General features: G+C 74.6%; 16 protein-coding genes. 8 read left to right on the plus strand and 8 right to left on the minus strand.

Features of this window, described 5'->3' with window-relative positions; genetic code table 11:
* Positions 1–86: 86 nt before the first annotated feature.
* The 3 genes from ACFCY1_RS29785 to ACFCY1_RS29795 all read right to left on the minus strand — a co-directional run bounded on the left by ACFCY1_RS29785 (position 87) and on the right by ACFCY1_RS29795 (position 5,278).
* Positions 87–740 carry a DedA family protein gene (locus ACFCY1_RS29785; protein ID WP_049659017.1) on the minus strand — a complete coding sequence of 218 codons (654 nt, stop codon included), beginning with the start codon at positions 738–740 and terminating at the stop codon, positions 87–89.
* A gap of 211 nt (positions 741–951) precedes the next feature.
* Entirely contained in the window at positions 952–3,312 is a 2,361-nt protein-coding gene (locus ACFCY1_RS29790; RefSeq protein ID WP_375876618.1) for a hypothetical protein, read from the minus strand.
* Between the two features lie 61 nt (positions 3,313–3,373).
* A complete protein-coding gene (locus ACFCY1_RS29795) occupies positions 3,374–5,278 on the minus strand; it encodes an ATP-binding protein (RefSeq protein WP_074001749.1) in 1,905 nt (634 codons plus the stop codon).
* 255 nt (positions 5,279–5,533) lie between these two features.
* On the opposite strand from ACFCY1_RS29795, the gene ACFCY1_RS29800 reads away from it, so the two are divergent.
* Positions 5,534–5,923, plus strand: a complete 390-nt coding sequence (locus ACFCY1_RS29800) for a hypothetical protein (RefSeq protein ID WP_375876619.1) — start codon at positions 5,534–5,536, stop codon at positions 5,921–5,923.
* A 20-nt stretch (positions 5,924–5,943) separates the two neighbouring features.
* On the opposite strand, the gene ACFCY1_RS29805 is transcribed toward ACFCY1_RS29800, so the two are convergent.
* The gene (locus ACFCY1_RS29805) at positions 5,944–7,104 is read right to left on the minus strand and encodes a TetR/AcrR family transcriptional regulator (RefSeq protein WP_375876620.1); all 1,161 of its coding nucleotides are present in this window, start codon (positions 7,102–7,104) and stop codon (positions 5,944–5,946) included.
* Between the two features lie 197 nt (positions 7,105–7,301).
* Between ACFCY1_RS29805 and ACFCY1_RS29810 the strand changes: the two genes are divergently transcribed.
* The gene (locus tag ACFCY1_RS29810; RefSeq protein ID WP_181970614.1) at positions 7,302–8,459 is read left to right on the plus strand and encodes an acyl-CoA dehydrogenase family protein; all 1,158 of its coding nucleotides are present in this window, start codon (positions 7,302–7,304) and stop codon (positions 8,457–8,459) included.
* A gap of 82 nt (positions 8,460–8,541) precedes the next feature.
* Here ACFCY1_RS29810 and ACFCY1_RS29815 read toward each other — a convergent pair whose 3' ends face one another.
* Positions 8,542–8,805 (minus strand): hypothetical protein, encoded by a 264-nt coding sequence (locus tag ACFCY1_RS29815; RefSeq protein WP_074001753.1) that lies wholly within the window; start codon positions 8,803–8,805, stop codon positions 8,542–8,544.
* Between the two features lie 153 nt (positions 8,806–8,958).
* On the opposite strand from ACFCY1_RS29815, the gene ACFCY1_RS29820 reads away from it, so the two are divergent.
* The gene (locus ACFCY1_RS29820; protein WP_049659213.1) at positions 8,959–9,276 is read left to right on the plus strand and encodes a hypothetical protein; all 318 of its coding nucleotides are present in this window, start codon (positions 8,959–8,961) and stop codon (positions 9,274–9,276) included.
* A 76-nt stretch (positions 9,277–9,352) separates the two neighbouring features.
* Here ACFCY1_RS29820 and ACFCY1_RS29825 read toward each other — a convergent pair whose 3' ends face one another.
* Positions 9,353–9,943, minus strand: a complete 591-nt coding sequence (locus ACFCY1_RS29825; RefSeq protein WP_049659214.1) for a TetR/AcrR family transcriptional regulator — start codon at positions 9,941–9,943, stop codon at positions 9,353–9,355.
* A gap of 83 nt (positions 9,944–10,026) precedes the next feature.
* Here ACFCY1_RS29825 and ACFCY1_RS29830 point away from each other — a divergent pair, with 83 nt between their 5' ends.
* The 5 genes from ACFCY1_RS29830 (at position 10,027) to ACFCY1_RS29850 (ending at position 15,036) form a co-directional block, all read left to right on the plus strand.
* Positions 10,027–11,577 carry an MFS transporter gene (locus tag ACFCY1_RS29830; RefSeq protein ID WP_375876621.1) on the plus strand — a complete coding sequence of 517 codons (1,551 nt, stop codon included), beginning with the start codon at positions 10,027–10,029 and terminating at the stop codon, positions 11,575–11,577.
* Positions 11,578–11,809: 232 nt separating this feature from the next.
* Positions 11,810–12,379 (plus strand): methyltransferase family protein, encoded by a 570-nt coding sequence (locus tag ACFCY1_RS29835; RefSeq protein WP_375876622.1) that lies wholly within the window; start codon positions 11,810–11,812, stop codon positions 12,377–12,379.
* 221 nt (positions 12,380–12,600) lie between these two features.
* A complete protein-coding gene (gene tatA, locus ACFCY1_RS29840) occupies positions 12,601–12,891 on the plus strand; it encodes a Sec-independent protein translocase subunit TatA (protein ID WP_049659292.1) in 291 nt (96 codons plus the stop codon).
* Positions 12,892–13,086: 195 nt separating this feature from the next.
* Entirely contained in the window at positions 13,087–14,424 is a 1,338-nt protein-coding gene (locus ACFCY1_RS29845) for a hypothetical protein (RefSeq protein WP_375876623.1), read from the plus strand.
* An 87-nt stretch (positions 14,425–14,511) separates the two neighbouring features.
* A complete protein-coding gene (locus ACFCY1_RS29850) occupies positions 14,512–15,036 on the plus strand; it encodes an ion channel (protein ID WP_053112473.1) in 525 nt (174 codons plus the stop codon).
* 66 nt (positions 15,037–15,102) lie between these two features.
* Here ACFCY1_RS29850 and ACFCY1_RS29855 read toward each other — a convergent pair whose 3' ends face one another.
* The gene (locus ACFCY1_RS29855; protein ID WP_375876624.1) at positions 15,103–15,237 is read right to left on the minus strand and encodes a hypothetical protein; all 135 of its coding nucleotides are present in this window, start codon (positions 15,235–15,237) and stop codon (positions 15,103–15,105) included.
* A 20-nt stretch (positions 15,238–15,257) separates the two neighbouring features.
* Positions 15,258–16,910: a protein kinase gene (locus tag ACFCY1_RS29860; protein WP_375876625.1), complete on the minus strand. Its 1,653-nt coding sequence runs from the start codon at positions 16,908–16,910 to the stop codon at positions 15,258–15,260.
* Positions 16,911–17,089 lie beyond the last annotated feature (179 nt).

The raw sequence follows: 17,089 nt of genomic DNA on the forward strand, positions 1-17,089 counted from the left end.
CACCGCTCGATCTCGGGTTACACCTTGCCTGATCGAACAGCCCGACGCACATGTACGCGGCGTCCCGTGGCCGGAGCGGCGGACGCCTACCCGGCGCGGTGCCGGTCGGCGGCGGCCGCACCGGAGCGGCGTGCCCGCAGCAGCTCGACCGCCACCGGGATCACCGAGACCAGCACGATGCCGACCAGGATGGCCTCGATGTTGTCCCGGACGAACGGGATCTGCCCCAGGAAGTAGCCGAGCACGGTGACCCCGCCGCCCCACAGCACGCCGCCGACCAGGTTGAACACCACGAAGCCGCGGTAGTTCATCCTGCTCACCCCGGCCACGATCGGGGTGAAGGTGCGCACGATCGGCACGAAGCGGGCCAGCACGATCGCCTTGGGCCCGTGCCGGTCGAAGAAGGCGGCGGCCTTCTCCACGTTCTCCTGCTTGAAGACCCGGGAGTCGGGGCGGCGGAACAGGCTCGGGCCGACCTTGCGGCCGAAGAGGTAGCCGACCTGGTCCCCGGCCACCGCGGCGACCACGATCAGCGCGCAGACCAGCCAGAGCGGCTGGTGCAGGTAGGTGCCGCCGGCCACCAGCAGGCCGGTGGTGAACAGCAGCGAGTCACCCGGCAGGAAGAAGCCGATCAGCAGGCCGGACTCGGCGAAGACGATGGCCAGGATGCCGATCAGGCCGAAGGTGGAGATCAGGGTGGTCGGATCGAGCCAGGACGGGCCGAGGGCGAGGCTGGTCACGGTGCGGGCACTCCGAAGGTCGGGTCTTGGCAATGGAATGGTAAAGCATTGACAAAGACTCGGGGAGGCACCGGATGGTTCCCGTCGGACGGACGCGGCGCGGGCAGGAAGCGGGCAGGGAGCGGGCCGCGCGGTGAGGGCCCGGGAACGCGTACGGCCCCGGCGGGGGCCCGGGAGGGCCGGCCCGCCGGGGCCGTACGGTCGGGGGCGGTCAGAGCCCGTAGCGCTCGACCGTCTCCTCGTGCCGGGCGAGGTCCGCGCCGGCCGCCTTGGCCAGCTCCGGCCAGGCGAGCGGGTGCGCCCAGCCGCCGGTCAGCCGCAGCAGCAGGGCGTCGGCCTCGGCGGCCGAGGCGGTCGGCGGCACGCCGAGGGCCGCGTAGACGCCGGGCAGGGTGTCGCCGCCCTCCGCCGGGTCGGTGATCCGGTACTCGTCGCCGCTGTACACCCAGACCGCGCACCCGGCCTCGTGCAGCTCCTCGCGCAGCGCCGACCACGGCTCGTCGCCGGGCCAGCCGCCGTCGATCCAGTACGTGGTGTACCCGGCCGGGTCGAGCAGGGTGAGCAGCTCGAACACCGGGCGCCAGCGCTGCCGCTCCTCCTCGGGGGCGTCCTCGGCCGGCGGGCGCTCCAGCAGGGCCGGGGCGAAGACCACCACGTCGCCGTGGTTGAGCGTCAGGTCGTCGCCGAGCACCGGCAGGATGCGGGCGGTGGCCGGGCCCGTCCGGAGCGCGGGCAGGTCGGACGTCGCGCCGTTGGTGCGGGTGGCGCGGATGGTGACCAGCTGCCACTCCTCGTCCACCGGGCCCTCGGGCTCGTCGAACTCGATGTCGAGCAGCGCGCCGGTGGAGCGGACCACGGCCCAGTCCCGGTTGGCGGTGGCGGCGGTGATCAGGTGCCAGAGGTCCGGCTCCTGGACCGTCCGGTGGCCGTCCTCCTCCTCCGCGGCGCCGTCGGCCGGCGCCGCGCGCTCCAGCAGCTCCAGGTACATCCGCTGGGCGGTGGCGTGGTCGCCCAGTTCGGTGGCGGCGTGGGCGGCGAGGCGGCGGGTGTTGAGCACCTCGTCGTCCAGCGCCAGGATCTCCTGGCACCGCTCCAGCGCCTCGTCCCAGCGGCCCTCGGCGGCGGCCCAGCGGGCCCGTATCCAGTGCCCGTCGGCCGGGGCGGTGACGGCCACCCGGTCGGCGAGGCGGCGTATGCCCTCGGCGTCCCGGGCGTCGATCAGCATCTCGCCGAGCGCGCCGGTCAGCTCGTGGTCGGCCGGGTCGTCCTCCAGGTGCCGCCACAGCAGGTCGGCCGCGGCGCGGGCGTGGCCGAGGCCGCCCAGCACGGTGGCCAGGAGCACCGCCAGTTCGGTGGCGCCGGCCTGCTCACCCCGGTACCGGTCCAGGGCGACGGAGAGCAGGTCGGCGCCGGTCTCGTAGGGCACCCCGACCTCGGCCAGGTGCGCCGTCAGCTCGCCCGGCGGGACGGGCAGCTCGGGCTCCGGCAGGGCCTCGGCGGCCGCGCGCAGGGCCGCGACCTGCTCCGACACGCCGTCGGTGCGCCGCAGCCGGGTGAGCTTGCGCTCTCCGGTCGCGGCGAGGGTCAGGGCCACCGTGCGGGCGCCGCGGGCGAGCGCGAGCCGGCCCGCCGCCAGCAGCAGGTCCACGCAGGGGCGGTGCGCGCCGACGCCGTCCAGGTAGCCGACCCAGCCGGCCAGGACGGCGCCCAGCTCGGCGTCGTTCTCCCGGGCGCCGGCCGCGACCAGCAGCTCGGCCGTCTCCGCCCAGGTGCCGCGCAGGTCGGCGTGGCGTTCGGCCTCGGCCCGCTCGGGCAGCAGGGCGAGCGACTCCTCGGTGCGGCCGAGCGCGGCGAGCGCGCGGGCCCGCAGCAGGGCGCCCCAGCGCTGGTCCCGCTCGTCCAGCCGGCGCCCCTGCGTCTGCTCGGCCCGCTCGGCCGTCGCCAGCAGCTCCAGCACCTCCTCGTGCCGGCCCAGCAGGTGCAGGGTGCCGGCCCGGGCCTGGTGGAAGCGGAGCGAGACCGGCTGGCCGGCCGCCCGCATCCGGTTGGCCGCGGAGTCCAGGTGGTCCAGCGCCTCGGCCGCCCGGCCGTCGTCCTCCAGGGCGTCGGAGTACTCGCGGGAGAGGCAGTCGTAGCAGGCCCGGTCGGGCTCGATCCGGTCGAGCGTCTCGCCGACCACGGCGAGGCGCTCGGCCACGTACCCCGGCCCGTCGACCCGGGCGTGGCAGATCGCGAAGTCCTGCACCACGCAGACGGACTGCGGGCAGCCCTCGGTGTCCTCCCGGTGGGCGAACTCCAGCAGGTCGACCGCCTCGGGCAGCACCGCCTCGCCCTGCTGGCGCTTGTTCAGCAGGTTCTGCATCCGCCAGTGCCGCAGGTAGACCTCGACCCAGGGCAGGCCGAGCGCCCGGGCGGCGGCCACCGCCTCCGGGTAGAGCGCGTCCAGCTGCTCGTTGCGCCCCTCGGTGGCGTGCTCGGGCAGCTCGACGATGGCGTCGGCCAGCCGGTGGTGGCCGGCCTCGGCCAGCTGCCGGTGGGTGTCCCGCACCCAGGCCCAGATGTCGGTGGTCATGGCTGTTCCCCCTGCGTCGTGCTGATGAGTTGTCTACCGCACCCCACTGACAGTCCGTCCGTCACGGCTCCTCCGTGAGCGCGCCGGGGCTGTCCGGGACCTCCGGCAGCCCGGCCGGGACGGCGGCGGTCAGCGCCGAGACCGCGGTGCCGATGCCGGCCAGCGCGGCGGTGAGGTCGCCCTCGGACGGGCCGGACGAGGCCGCGGCCATGATCACCTTGATCGAGCGGAGCAGCCCGGCCGCGGTCGCGCTGCCGGTGTGCCCGGCGCGGTAGGCGGCGAGCAGGTCCCGGACCGCCGGGCTGGCCAGGTTGAGGTAGAGCCGGGCCCGGACCCCGCCGTCGGTGCGGGCGGTGAAGGCGCGGGCCAGCCGCAGGGCGGCGGACGGTATCCGGGCGTCCGCCTGGTCGTCCTCGATCCGGGCCTTCAACTCGGCCTCGCGGTCCGGCACCAGCACCAGCGGCAGGCCGGGCGGGTCGAAGCGGGCCGGGACGAGCTGCTCGCCCGGGTCGGCGAGGGCGCCGGCCAGCCAGGCCGCCTCGTGCTCCGGCAGCGGGCGCTCCGGGTCGCGGAACAGCTCGCGGTTGCCGCGTTCGCTGCCCAGCTCGACCACCCGGCAGCCTCGCAGTTCGGCGTAGCGGTGCAGGAACGGCAGGACGGCGTAGCGGTCGCCGCGCGCGATCGGCACCCGCATCGCCCGGTACAGCATCTCCTCGAAGCCGCCGCCGCTGCCGAGCGCGACGTGCACCGCGCCGCCGCCCGCCGCGCGCAGCGCGCCGGCCGTGAGGTCGCCCTGGGAGGTGGGCACCGGGACGTCGTCGGCGAGCAGGGTGAACAGCCGCTCGTCGCAGAGCGCGGCGCCGAGCAGGTCGTTGCCGTGCCGGGTGAGGATGCGGCGCCAGGCGGCGGGCCGCAGCCGGGCGGTCTCGTACAGGCCGTCCACGATGGCGTCGGCGAGGGCCTTCCGGAGCGCGTGGTAGTGCTCGTCGCGCTGGAGGTCCTCGCGGCTGGCGGTGGGGGTGAGCCGGTCGGACTCGACCACGCCGCCGATGAACCCGGCCCAGCGGGGCAGCAGGTCGCGGGCGTCCTCGGCGAGCAGCATGCCGCGCAGGTAGACGGCGAGGTCGCGGTTGTCGCTGCTGCCGTAGCTGCCGCCGTCCTGGACCCAGAGCAGGCCGACCGCGTCGGTGGCGCCCTCGACCGGCTCGACCGGGAAGGCGGTGAGCGGCTCGAAGCGGCGGCCGAAGGCGGCGGCGAAGCGCATCCGGGCGGCGTACGGGTCGCCCTCCGGACGCCCGCGCCAGGGCACCTCGACGGAGTTGACCGGCCGCTCGTCCTCGCCGACGTGCACCGGGACCGACAGCAGCACGCAGTAGCGGCCGAGCACGTCGCGCAGGACGTCCTCGTCGGCGAGGTGGCCGTGCTCGGCCTTGAGCGCCAGCTCGACCACCGTGCCCGGCCGGGGCCGGGCGGGCACCGGCTCGACCTGGTACTGCTCGCCGCCGCGGCTGCGGTACCGGTGGCCGAGCCCCGGCTCGCGGTGCGAGGTGGTGGTGACGGTGACCTCGTCGGCGACCGAGAAGGCGGAGAGGAAGCCCAGGCCGAAGGCGCCGATCAGCTCCTGGTTGCCGGTCAGGTCGCGCAGCATCCGGGTGTAGCCGGTGCCGACGGTGGCCAGGTAGGAGTGGATCTCGGGTTCGGTGAGGCCGGCGCCGGTGTCCTCGATGGCGACGGTCCGCCGGGCGGCGTCGGCGCGCACCCGGATCAGCGGGCGGTGGTCGCCGTCCGGGTCCTCCAGGAGCCGGCGGGTGTGCGAGTCGTGGGCGTTCTGGACGAGTTCGCGCAGGGCGACCAGCGGGGTGGAGTAGAGGTGGGTGGCGAGGACGTTCACCAGGCCGCCGAGATCGACCTCGGTCGTGCGCAGCTCCTCGGCGGGGGTGAACTCGGGCGGGGCACCATCAGACATGGGTCCTCAGTGTGCCAGTGCGACTATCTGGCGACCATTTCTTTCTTCTTGACGCCTTCCCGATGGAATGACGGAATGCGGTCAACTTCGACAACGTCGAATTGACCACCCCTCCACCATCGGGGGAATTGCCACCCGTTCGGTGGAGTTCGTCCACCCCACTGGTGAATGCTGAAGGCGCGACGCCAGGTCCCGGCGCCCCGGGGCGGCCGCTCCGGGCGGCACCACCATTCGCTTCTCGCCAGGGAGACCAGCGTGTCCCGTATTCGCGCAGCCGCCGCCGTCACCGCCCTCGGGGCACTCCTCCTCGTCGGCCTCGGTGCCGCCACCGCGCACGCCGACAGCGGCTCCGGCGCCGGTGCGGGCGACCGTTCCAACGGCAGCGTGGTGAGCGACTCCGGCTCCGGCAACATCATCGGCACCGTCCACGGCAATGTGGTCAACACCCAGCAGACGGCCACCGGTTCGGGTGCGGGCAACCAGAACAACGGCGTCGCGGTGACGGGCAACGGCGGGACGGTCAGCGCCGACCAGGGCAACACCGTCCAGCACAAGTCCCTCCGGAGCGACGCTCCCCGGCGCGACGCTCCCCGGCGCGACCGCGGCGTCGACGCGCAGGTCTACTACCCGCACGTCCTCTACTAGGGCCCGCCACCGACTCGCCGTCAGGAGAGCCCCAGCACCGCCCGGCCGAGCCGCAGCAGGCAGTCCCCGAGGTCCGGCCGGGCGTTGTGCGGACGGTTCCGCACCCCGTCGTTGACCAGCGCGAACAGCGCGTGCACCCGGATCCGGGCGGCCGCCGCGTCGTACCCGGGACGCACCTGCCGCAGCAGTCCGACCCAGGTGCGCAGGAAGTCCCGCCGGAAGTCCACCGCGGCCCGGCGGTCGGGCGGGGCCAGCCGCTCCGTCTCGCTGAGCATCGCGCCCAGGTAGTCCCCGTTGCGCAGCGCGAAGTCGACGTACGCGCCCAGCCCGGCGTCGAGCGCCGCCCCGGGCCCGGCGGCGGCCGCGATCGCGCCGTCCACCTCGTGCCAGAGCCGCTCGCGGCTGCGCACCAGCGAGGCGGCGAGCAGCTCGGCCTTGCTGTCGAAGTGCCGGTACACGCTGGGGCCGGAGATGCCGACGGCGGCGCCGAGCTGGTCGGTGCTGACGTTGTCGAAGCCGCGCTGGTGGAACAGCCGTACGGCCGCCGCGAGCAGTTCCTCCCGGCGCGCCCGTGCCCTGGGCTCCGGCGTCGACCGCGGCCCGGCCACGGCGCCGGGCCCCGCGGCCGTACCGCCCGGGGAGACCGCGAGGACGGCCGCGACCACCTCGCGCAGCAGCGCCTCGGCCCGTCGGGGCTGCGGCGCCGCCGACTGGTAGGAGAGCCCGGCGCAGGCCGAGAGCGCCGACCAGCAGAGCAACTCGGCGTCCCCGAGCGCGAGTTCCGGCCGTTCTGCGCGCAGCACGGCGACCATCAGGGCGACGTCCGCGCGCAGCTCACGGCGCAGCGCCGCCCGCCGGGCCGGCGGCAGCAGCCGGGCGTCGCGCTGCACCAGGGTGCCGAGCGCACGGTGGCCGACCGCGACGGCGGCCAGCGCGGCTCCGAGGTCGGCGGTCGTGCGGGCCGGGCGCAGGCCTTCGGCGAGCGCGTCCAGTCCCAACCGGACGGCGCGGTCGAGCAGTTCGGGCTTGCCGCGGAAGTGCCGGTAGAGCGCGGGCGCGGTGATGCCGACACCGGCGGCGACCTCGGTCATCGAGACCTGGTGGTAGCCGCTGCGGTGGAAGCGGTCGGCGGCCACGGCCAGGATCTGGGCGCGCCGCCCGGGCGGCCGTCGGACCACCATGGTACGCCTCCCCGCTGTCTCCCCGGACACTCCCAGCAGGCTAGCAAGGATTCACTTGCCGCCCCCGCCGCCCGTGCTCCAATAGCCTTCGGACGCTGGACAGTCGAAGCTACCCCGGATTAACTTGTGGGGCCATCACCAGGCACGTTCCGCCCCGGCCGGCAGCCCCGGCCGGTGCCGTCGAAGGGAGCGCCGCCGTGCGCCGCACCGTGTTCAACGAGGACCACGAGGCCTTCCGGGAGACCATCCGGGACTTCATCGCCAACGAGGTCGTCCCGGTCTACGAGAACTGGGAGGCCGAGGGCCACCCGCCGCGCGACTTCTACCGGCAGCTCGGCGCGCTCGGCGTCTACGGCATCGAGGTGCCGGAGGAGTACGGCGGCGCGGGCGAGAGCGGGTTCAAGTACCAGGCGGTGGTCGCCGAGGAGACCGCCCGGGCGGGCGTCAGCTTCGGCTCCTCGGGCGTGCACACCGGCCTGGTGCTGCCGTACCTGCTGGAGTACGCCACCGAGGAGCAGAAGCGGCGCTGGCTGCCCGGCTTCGTCTCCGGCGACATCATGACCGCGATCGCGATGACCGAGCCGGGCGCCGGCTCCGACCTCGCGGGCATCACCACCACCGCGCGGCTCTCCGAGGACGGCACCCACTACGTCCTGAACGGCGCCAAGACCTTCATCACCGGCGGCGTGCTGGCCGACCTCGTCCTGGTGGTCTGCCGCACCGCCCCGTACGACCCGGAGAACCGCCGGGCCGGGCTGTCCATCCTCTGCGTGGACACCTCCTCCGCGGGCTACACCGTCGGCCGCAAGCTGCAGAAGATCGGCCTGCGCACCTCGGACACCGCCGAGCTGGCGTTCAGCGACGTCCGGGTGCCGGTGGAGAACCTGCTCGGCGAGGAGGGCCGGGCGTTCTCCTACCTGACCCACAACCTGGTGCAGGAGCGGCTGGCGATCGCCGTCGGCGCCTACGCGGCGTCCGCGGCGGCGGTGCGGTTCGCGGTGCAGTACGTCAAGGACCGCAAGGTGTTCGGCAAGGCGGTGGCCGAGTTCCAGAACACCAAGTTCACCCTGGCCGACTGCGAGGCCCAGGTGGTGGCGCAGCAGTCGATGGTGGACCGGGCGCTGGAGCTGTACCAGGACGGCGAGCTGACCGTCGCGGACGCGGCCGCGGCGAAGCTGTTCTGCACCGAGTCGGCCTCCACCGTGATCGACAAGTGCCTCCAGCTGCACGGCGGTTACGGCTACATCCTGGAGTACCCGATCGCCCGGCTCTACACCGACAACCGGGTGTTCCGGATCTACGGCGGCACCAGCGAGGTCATGCGCAGCATCATCGCCAAGTCGCTCGGGCTGTAGGGCCGTTCGGGTCGTTCGGTCCGGCTGCGGCGGGCCGCCCGAAGACGTGACCCGCCGCACCCGGACCGACAGCCGCACCGGCTCAGTTGGGCGAGCCGTGCTGGGCGCGCCAGGCGTCCCAGCCGGCCGAGGACGCCACCTTCGCGTCGTGCAGGGCCCGCTGGGCGAGCGCGGTCGGAGCGGTCTCCAGGCTCCGCAGCCAGCCGCGGCCGGCGGTGAACAGCGCGGCGCACACCATCGCCGCGCCGGCCGCGCCGAGCAGCGATCCGACGCCGGTGAGCACCACGCCGCCGGCCAGCAGCGAGCGGTTGACCTGAAGCCCGTTGAAGATCTGGTTGGTCGCCATGCCTCCACGATGCGGGCAGTCGGCGGGGGCTGCACCTCGGGCCGCTCCGGGATGCGGGGCCCTTCCGGGGTCCGGAGCGCTTCCGGGTGCGGGGCCCCCTGGCGTCCGCGACCCTGGGCACACGGAGTGCGCCCGGAGCGAGGAGGAGGCGCGATGCCCGATCTCGAACAGCTCGCCGTGGAGCACGCCGCCCGGGCGGCCGAGAGCCCGCACGGGCGCAGCGCCCACCTGGTCCTGCACGACGGGATCCTGCGGCAGACCGTGATCGCGCTGACCGCGGGCACCGCGCTGGACGAGCACAACCCGCCCACCGCGGGCAGCGTCCAGGTGCTGCGCGGCCGGGTCTCGCTGACCATCGCCGGCCGGCGGCTGGAACTGGCGGCCGGCCGCCTGGAGCCCGTCCCGCAGGAGCGGCACGGGCTGCTGGCGCACGTCGACTCGGTGGTGCTGCTGACCGCCGTCACCGCGTAGCGGGCGGCGGAACACCCGCTACGGGCGCGCGGGGCGCTCCCCGCAGGCGGGGCGCACCCTACGGGCGGGACGTTCCCTACGGCCGCACGGGGTTGAACACACTGTCGCTGACCAGCCGCAGCCCGCGCAGGAAGTCCTGCCCACTGGGCGCGAGTTCGGGCGCGGCCAGCCACTGGGCGCAGTAACCGGCCAGCAGGGTCTGGTAGAAGCTCCCGCGGGCGACCTCCTCCTCGGTGTCCGGCACCTCCGGCAGCCCCCGGAACACCGCGGCGAGGCCCAGCCGGCCCTCCTTCTGCGCCGCCGCGAAGGCCTGCGCCAGCTCGGGGGCGTGCCCGGCCTGGGCGAGCGCCTCGAACTGGGCCGCCCAGAGCCCGCGGTGCTCGACGAAGACGTCCCGCAGCCCGTCCCAGACGGCCGCGAAGCGCACCTCCGGGTCGTCCGACACCTGGTTGGCGGCGATCACCACCGCGCCGAGCGCCTCCCCCATCTCCCCGATCGCCTCGATCATCGCCGCGTTGAGCAGCGTCTCCTTCGAGCCGAAGTGGTAGCCGATCGCGGCCAGGCTGACGCCGGAGGCGGTCGCGATGTCACGGGCGGTGGTGCGCCCGTAGCCCTTCTCGTACAGGCAGCGCTTGGCGCCGGCCATCAGGTCTTCGCGGTTTCCCATGCCCCGATCCTACGGAAGAACTGAACAGATGTCTTGCACATATGTACTAGACAAGCGTCTGACACATCCGTACCGTCTTCCCCATGACCGCAACCACCGGCCGCGCAGGCCGTCGCGAATGGATCGGCCTGGCCGTCCTCCTGCTCCCGACCCTCGTCCTCACCATGGACATGGGCGTGCTCTTCTTCGCCGTCCCTTACATCTCCACCACGCTGGCGCCGAGCGGCACCCAGCAGCTGTGGATCATGGACATGTACTCGTTCCTGCTGGCCGGGCTGCTCATCACGATGGGCGCGCTGGGCGACCGGATCGGCCGCCGTCGGCTGCTGATGATCGGCGCCGCCGGCTTCGCGGGCGCCTCGCTGCTGGCCGCCTGGTCGCACGACGCCGGCCAGCTCATCGCGGCCCGCGCCGTGCTCGGCGCCGCCGGGGCCACCGTGATGCCCTCGACCCTCGCGCTGATCCGCACGATGTTCCACGACCCCAGGCAGCGGCAGATCGCGCTCGGCGCCTGGGGCGGCATCCTCACCGCCGGGGCCACCCTCGGCCCGGTCGCCGGCGGCCTGCTGCTGGAGCACTTCTGGTGGGGCTCGGCCTTCCTGCTCGCCGTCCCGGTCATGGCCCTGGTACTGCTGACCGCGCCCGTCCTGCTCCCCGAGTACCGTTCCACCCGCCGCACCGGCCGTTTCGACCTGCTCGGCGCCGCGCTGTCGCTGGCCGCGATCCTGCCGCTGGTCTACGGCGTCAAGACGATCGCCGTCGAGGGCTGGAGCCTCCTGCCCGGGCTCGCCGTCGCCGCCGGACTCCTGCTGGCCGGCGCCTTCGTCCAGCGCCAGCGCACCGCCGCGAACCCGCTGCTCGACCTCGGCCTGTTCCGGATCCGCACCTTCAGCGGCGCGATCAGCGTCAACAGCATCGCGATGTTCGCGATGATGGGCTTCGCGCTCTTCACCTCCCAGTACCTCCAGCTGGTCAAGGGCATGAGCCCGCTGACCGCCTCGCTCTGGTCGCTGGTGCCGAGCCTGGGCGTCGGCGCGGCGGTCGGCGTCAGCTCGGCGCTGGCCGGCCGGGTCCGCCCGGCGGTGCTGATGGGCGGCGGCTTCCTGGTCGGCTCGGCGGGCTTCGCGATGATGACCCAGGTCGGCCCGCACTCCCCGCTGGCACTCGTCCTCACCGCGGCCGGCGTACTGGCCGCCGGGACGGTCGGCACCATGACGATGACCGCCGAGATGGTCGTCTCCGCCGCCCCGGTCGAGCAGGCCGGCGCCGCCTCCGCCACCTCCGAGACCGCCGTCGAACTCGGCAGCTCCCTCGGCATCGCCCTGCTCGGCGCGGCCGGCGCCGCCGTCTACCACCACCGGCTGGACGGCGCCCTCCCGGCCGGCGTCGACGGCGAGGCCGCCCGGACCGCCCAGGACACCCTCGGCGGCGCGGCCACCGTCGCCGCCCACCTGCCCGGCCGGCTCGGCGCCGACCTGCTGGAGACCGCCCGCACCGCCTTCACCGACGGCCTGCACGTCGCCGCCGTGGTCGGCCTGGTCTTCGCCCTGGGCGCCGCGGCCCTGGCCTACCGCCTGATGCGCCACCTCCCGGCCGCCACCCCCGCCCCCGCCCCGGAGCCCGTCACCGCCTGACCCGGCCGGCCCGATCCACGCGAGTCATCGAGAGCCCCCGCCCACCCGGGCGGGGGCTCTCCGCCGTTCCGCGCCCCGAACCCCGCACCGGGCGCCGATCCCCGCGTGCCGCCCGCGCCGGACCTCCACCCGGGGGTGGACCGCGGTGGGTCCACCCCCGGGTGCGTGCCCCGGCCGCCCGCCGGGGAGGACCGTGGAGGCATACCTCGGACCCGACCGCCGGGAGCCCCTCATGTCCCTGCCCGCCCTCCTCTCCCTCCTCGGCCTCCTCTGCTGGATCGCCTACGAGCTGCTGCTGCGCCGGCGCGAGGACGCCTCCGCCGGCAGCTGGCACGCCGACCGCGGCGACCGCGGGTCGACCCGGCTGCTGCTCGGCTGCTACGCCCTCTCCGTCCTGGCCGTGGTGCTGTTCGACCGTGCCGCGGTCGGCGAACTGCCCACCTGGGCCCGCTGGTTCGGGGTGGCCGCGGTGGCCGCCGGGCTGGCGCTGCGGGCCTGGGGCATGCGCACCCTGGGCCGCTACTACACCCGCACCCTGCGCACCGTGGACACCCAGCGCGTGGTCCGCACCGGCCCGTACCGGCTGATCCGGCACCCCGGCTACGCCGGCAGCCTGCTGGTCTGGGTCGGCTACGCGGTCGGCACCGGCGGCTGGGCCGCCACCCTGGTGGTCGCGGCCCTGCTGCTCGCCGCGTACGGCTGGCGGATCTCCGCCGAGGAGCGCCTGCTGCTGGACGCCCTCGGGAGCGAGTACGCGGAGTACCGCCGGGTGTCGAAGCGTCTGGTGCCGTTCATCTACTGATCGGATACCGATCGGAGCGGAGCGGTCGGCGGGTGTGAGCTTCGGCACCCGCATTCGGCCAGGTGGACGGCGCGGCGCTCGCGATCCGCTCGAACGGCACCTGGTTTTTGGCCAGCGTTTCCCAGCTGGTGTATCCGTTCTCCGTCATGGCCAGGCATACTGGCCAACACGGGCGCTGGCGCCCGCCACGACTCTAGACAAGAAGGGACCGGTGGCCAGGGATGCTGCGGAACGGTCTTGAGCCCTGGCACATTCTCGTGGTGCTGGCGGTCGTCATCCTGCTGTTCGGATCGAAGAAGCTGCCCGAGATGGCCCGTGGTCTGGGCAAGTCCATGCGCATCCTGAAGGCCGAGACGAAGGCCATGCGCGAGGACGACACCCCGGCGGACGCCGCTGCCGCCGGTACCGCGCAGAGCACCGCCGCTCCCCAGCAGAGCGCCGACCGCCCGGCCGTCACGCCGACCAACGTGACCAAGGCCACCGAGACCAAGCGGCCCGAGACGACCGCCTGATCCTCCTTTCTCCTCCGGAAAGCCCCTGGTGACCCCACCAGGGGCTTTCCGCCGTTCCGGGCCGTTCGCGGGGCCGTTCGCGGGCCCGCACAGGGGCTGGTCGCGGGGCCGTTCCCACCACCGCGCCTCCCGACTGGCCGTCCGATCTGATCCGTTGTCCCCTGGATTGCACCCCCGGAGGAACGGAGTCCCGGCATGCCGACCGACCGGCCCGGCGACGAGCTGGCCGAGCTGCGGGCCCGGCTGAGCGCCGTCGAGGCCCAGGAGGCACGGCTCGCCCGACAGTTGGCGACCGGCCCGGCGCCGCACCCGACGGACCGTCCGCCGCCCCGGCACCGGGTGCGCTCCTTCCTCGCCGCCCTGCTGATCGTCCTCGCCTGCGTGCTCACCCCGCTCAGCGCCCTCGCCTTCTGGGCGAGGTCCCAGATCAGCGACACCGACCGCTACCTCGCGACGATGGCCCCGCTGGCCAGGGACCCCCGGATCAAGACGGCCGTCACCGACCGGGTGACCGCCGAGATCGTGAAGCAGCTCCCGCTCGACTCGCTGCTCGACGGCCTCGCCCCGGCCGACCGGCCCCAGCTCGGCGCCCTGCTGGGCGGCATCGGCCAGGCCCTGACCGACGGACTCAGCGGCCTCGTCCACACCCAGGTCGCCCGGCTCGTGGACAGCGACGCCTTCGTCGCCCTCTGGACGGAGGTCAACCGGAACGCGCACGCCGCCCTGGAGAAGATGGTGACCGGACAGGGCGGCGGCGCCGTCGAGGTCCGCAACGACACCGTGGTGCTGGACCTCGCCCCGGTGATCGCCCGGGTGAAGTCCGCGCTGGTCGACCAGGGCGTCCCGCTGGCCTCCCGGATCCCGGAGATCCACACCTCGTACCCGCTGGTGCAGTCCGACGCCATCCCCAAGGTCCGCACCGCCCTGCGGGTCCTGGACCTGGCCGGCTTCTGGGTCCCGGTGCTGGCCGGCGCCTGCGCGCTCGGCGGGGTGCTGCTCGCGGCCCGGCGACGCCAGGCGGTGGTGACGACGGCCCTCGGCATGGCGGGCGGTGCGCTGCTGCTGGGCATCGGGCTGAGCGTGTTCCGGGCCGTCTACCTGGACCGGCTCCCCGCCGACGTCGACCAGGCCGTCGCCCAGGCGGTGTACGACACCCTGGTGCGGTACCTGCGCTCGGCCGTCCGGGTGGTGGTCACCCTCGGGCTGCTGGTCGCGCTCGGCGCCTGGATCATCGGCCCCGGGCGCTGGGCACGCGCCGTCCGGGGCGGCTGGCGCGCCGGGCTGGGCGCGGTACGGCGGGTGGCCGGACGGTCCGGGCTGCGACTCGGGCCGGTCGGCCGGTTCGTCCACCGCTGGAAGGCCCCGCTGGGCTGGCTGTCGGTGGCGCTCGCGGCGCTGGCCTTCGTCCTGTGGAGCTACCCGACGGTGCTGGTGACGCTCTGTCTGGCGCTCGGGCTGGTCGCCGTCCTGGCGGTGCTGGAGCTGCTGGACGAGCCGGGGCGGCCCGGGGAAGGAACCCGGGCCCCGGCCTGAGCGGGCCGGCCCGCCCGGGCACCGGGCTTGGCCTGAGCGGAGCAGTCCGACGCGCGCCGGAGGGTGCGGTGGCCGAGGCTGAGCGGGATGTCCGAGAACCCGCTGCCGCCGCCCGCCGACCTGCGGGCCTGGTCCTGGCTGCTCGGCGCGTCCACGCTGCTGATGCTCGGGTACTTCCTGCTGCCGCTGCAGTTGCTGGGCGAGCGCCGGCCGCTGCTGAGCTGGCTGGTGTTCGCGGGGGCGCTGGTCGGGCTGACCTGGCTGATGCTCGCCAAGATCGTCGGGGTGATGCGGGGGACGGCCAGGCAGCCGGTGCTCTGGCTGGCCTTCCTGATCTTCCTGGCGCTGACCATCTTCGCCGCCACGTACTACGTCCTGGGCGCCCACAAGGCGGAGTTCGCCGGACTGGAGACCCGGCTGGACGCGCTCTACTTCACCGTCGTGACGATGGCGACGGTGGGCTACGGCGACATCACCCCGGCCGGGCAGACCGCACGGCTCGTGGTGGTGCTCCAGATCGGGTACAACTTCGTCTTCCTCGCGGCGGCCGCCGGAACGGCCTCCCGGGCGATCCGCGGCAACGTCGAACGCAGGATCCGCGAGCGGGGCTGAACCGGCCCGACGTACGGACCAGTTGCCGCACAGTGTTGTCCACAGCCTGTGGACAACACTGTGGGCTCAGGATCGGCCGGTGTCGATCACGCGGAAGCGATTGCCCTCGGTGTCGGCCAGGACCACGAAGTCCGGGTCCTCGGGGTAGCGCTTCCAGTCGACGCGCTCGGCGCCGAGGGCGACGGTACCGAGCGTCGGCACACCGCCATCGTGGCGGCCCGTCAGTCGTCCTGGAAGTCGGCGGTGGTGTGGAGGGTGGCGTACAGGGCGGAGAGGCGGGCGTTCCAGTTGGCGTAGGTGGGGACGTCGACGGCGTGCTTCTTGCCCATGTCCCGGATCACCTTCTGGGCGTCCTTGAGCTCCTGCGCGGCGTCGTCCGGGTTGCCCTCGTTGAGGCGGGCGGCGGTGGCGTCGAGGATCCTGAGCAGCTCCGCCTGCTTGTCCCGCTCCTTGCCGACCTGGGCCTGGGCGACGGCCTGGCGGAAGGCCTGGATCTGCAGCGCGGCGGGCTGGTTGCGCGGGACGGCCTGGGTGGGGGCCGGGGGCGCGGACGGGGGCGCCGAGGGGGTGGTGGGGGCCGCCGAGGTCGCGGTCGGGGAGGCCTTCTGGGTGGGCGTCGCGGCCGGACCGGCGGGGGTGGTGGGGGCGGTGGCCGCGGCCGGTTTGGCGGCGGCCGCGTTGCCGGCCGGCTCGTCGAAGGCGGTCAGGGCCAGCGCCGTGACGCCGGCCAGGCCCGCCACGCCCAATGCCCCGAGCACCAGCGGCTTTCGGCGGCCGCGGGCGGGCGCGGGCCTGGCGGCGGGGGCGGGCGCCGGGGCGCGCATCGGGGCGGGGACCGGGCCGGGTATCGGCGCCATCACCGAGGTGGCGGCCGGGGGTTGGGGCGGCAGCAGGGTGGTGTGCTGCTGGTCCGGCTGGCCCAGCTGGTTCGGCTGGCTCAGCTGGTTCGGCTGGTATGGCTGGTTCGGCGGCGGGGAGAAGGGCACGGGCGGCAGCAGCTGGGTGGCGGCGCCGGCGGTGTTCGCGAGCAGTTCCGCCGTCGGGTCCCCGACCATCAGTCCCGGTACCGTGCCGAGGAGTTCGGCCCGGGCGGCGGCCGCGTCGGCCGGGCGGTCCGCCGGGTTCTTGGCCAGCAGCCGCAGCACCGCCCCGTCCAGCGCGGGCGGCAGGCCGGGGCGCCGGACGGAGGGCGGCAGCGGCTGCTCGCTGACGTGTTTGAAGGCGATCGCCACCGGGGTCTCGGCGGTGAACGGGGTCGCGCCGGTGAGCATCTCGGTGAGCACGCAGCCGACCGCGTACAGGTCGGTCCGGCCGTCCAGCGCCGAGGCGGTGGCCTGCTCGGGCGAGAGGTAGGCGGCCGTGCCGAGCACGCTCGCGGTCTGGGTCAGGTTGCTGGAGGAGCCGGCCCGGGCGATGCCGAAGTCGACGACCTTCACCCCGCCGTCGTCGGTGATCATGATGTTCCCGGGCTTGATGTCCCGGTGCACCAGCCCGGCCGCGTGCGCGACCGACAGCGCCTCGCAGACCGCCGCCGCGATGCCGACCGCGCGCTCCACCGGCAGGACCTGCTGCTCCGCCAGCAGGGCGGCCAGCGAACGGCCGGTGACCAGCTCCATGACGATGAACGGGGTGCCCTGGTCCACGCCCGAGTCGAAGACCATGACGATCCTCGGGTGCACCAGCATGGCCGCGTGCTGGGCCTCGCGGCTGAAGCGCTCGGCGAAGCGGGGGTCGTCGGCGAGGCCGCCGTTGAGGACCTTGACGGCCACCTGACGGCCCAGCACCCGGTCCACCCCGCGCCAGACGGTCGCCATGCCGCCGACGCCGAGTATCCCGACGAGTTCGTAACGCCCGTTCAGCGCCCGTCCGATCACCTGGAGCTCCCCTCACATGCCCTGGCCCCGGGGTCCCGGGCCGCCTCGTGCACCCGTGCACGATAGCCGCACCGCCGAGCGGGTCCGCCGGGGGCGGAGGGTGGCGGTCGGGGGACCGGGCAGCGGTCCCCCGGCCGCCGGCACGGGGGTGCGGCCCGCCCTGACTGCGGGAGGGCGGG

The organism is Kitasatospora sp. NPDC056273 (assembly GCF_042268845.1).
GTDB lineage: Bacteria > Actinomycetota > Actinomycetes > Streptomycetales > Streptomycetaceae > Kitasatospora.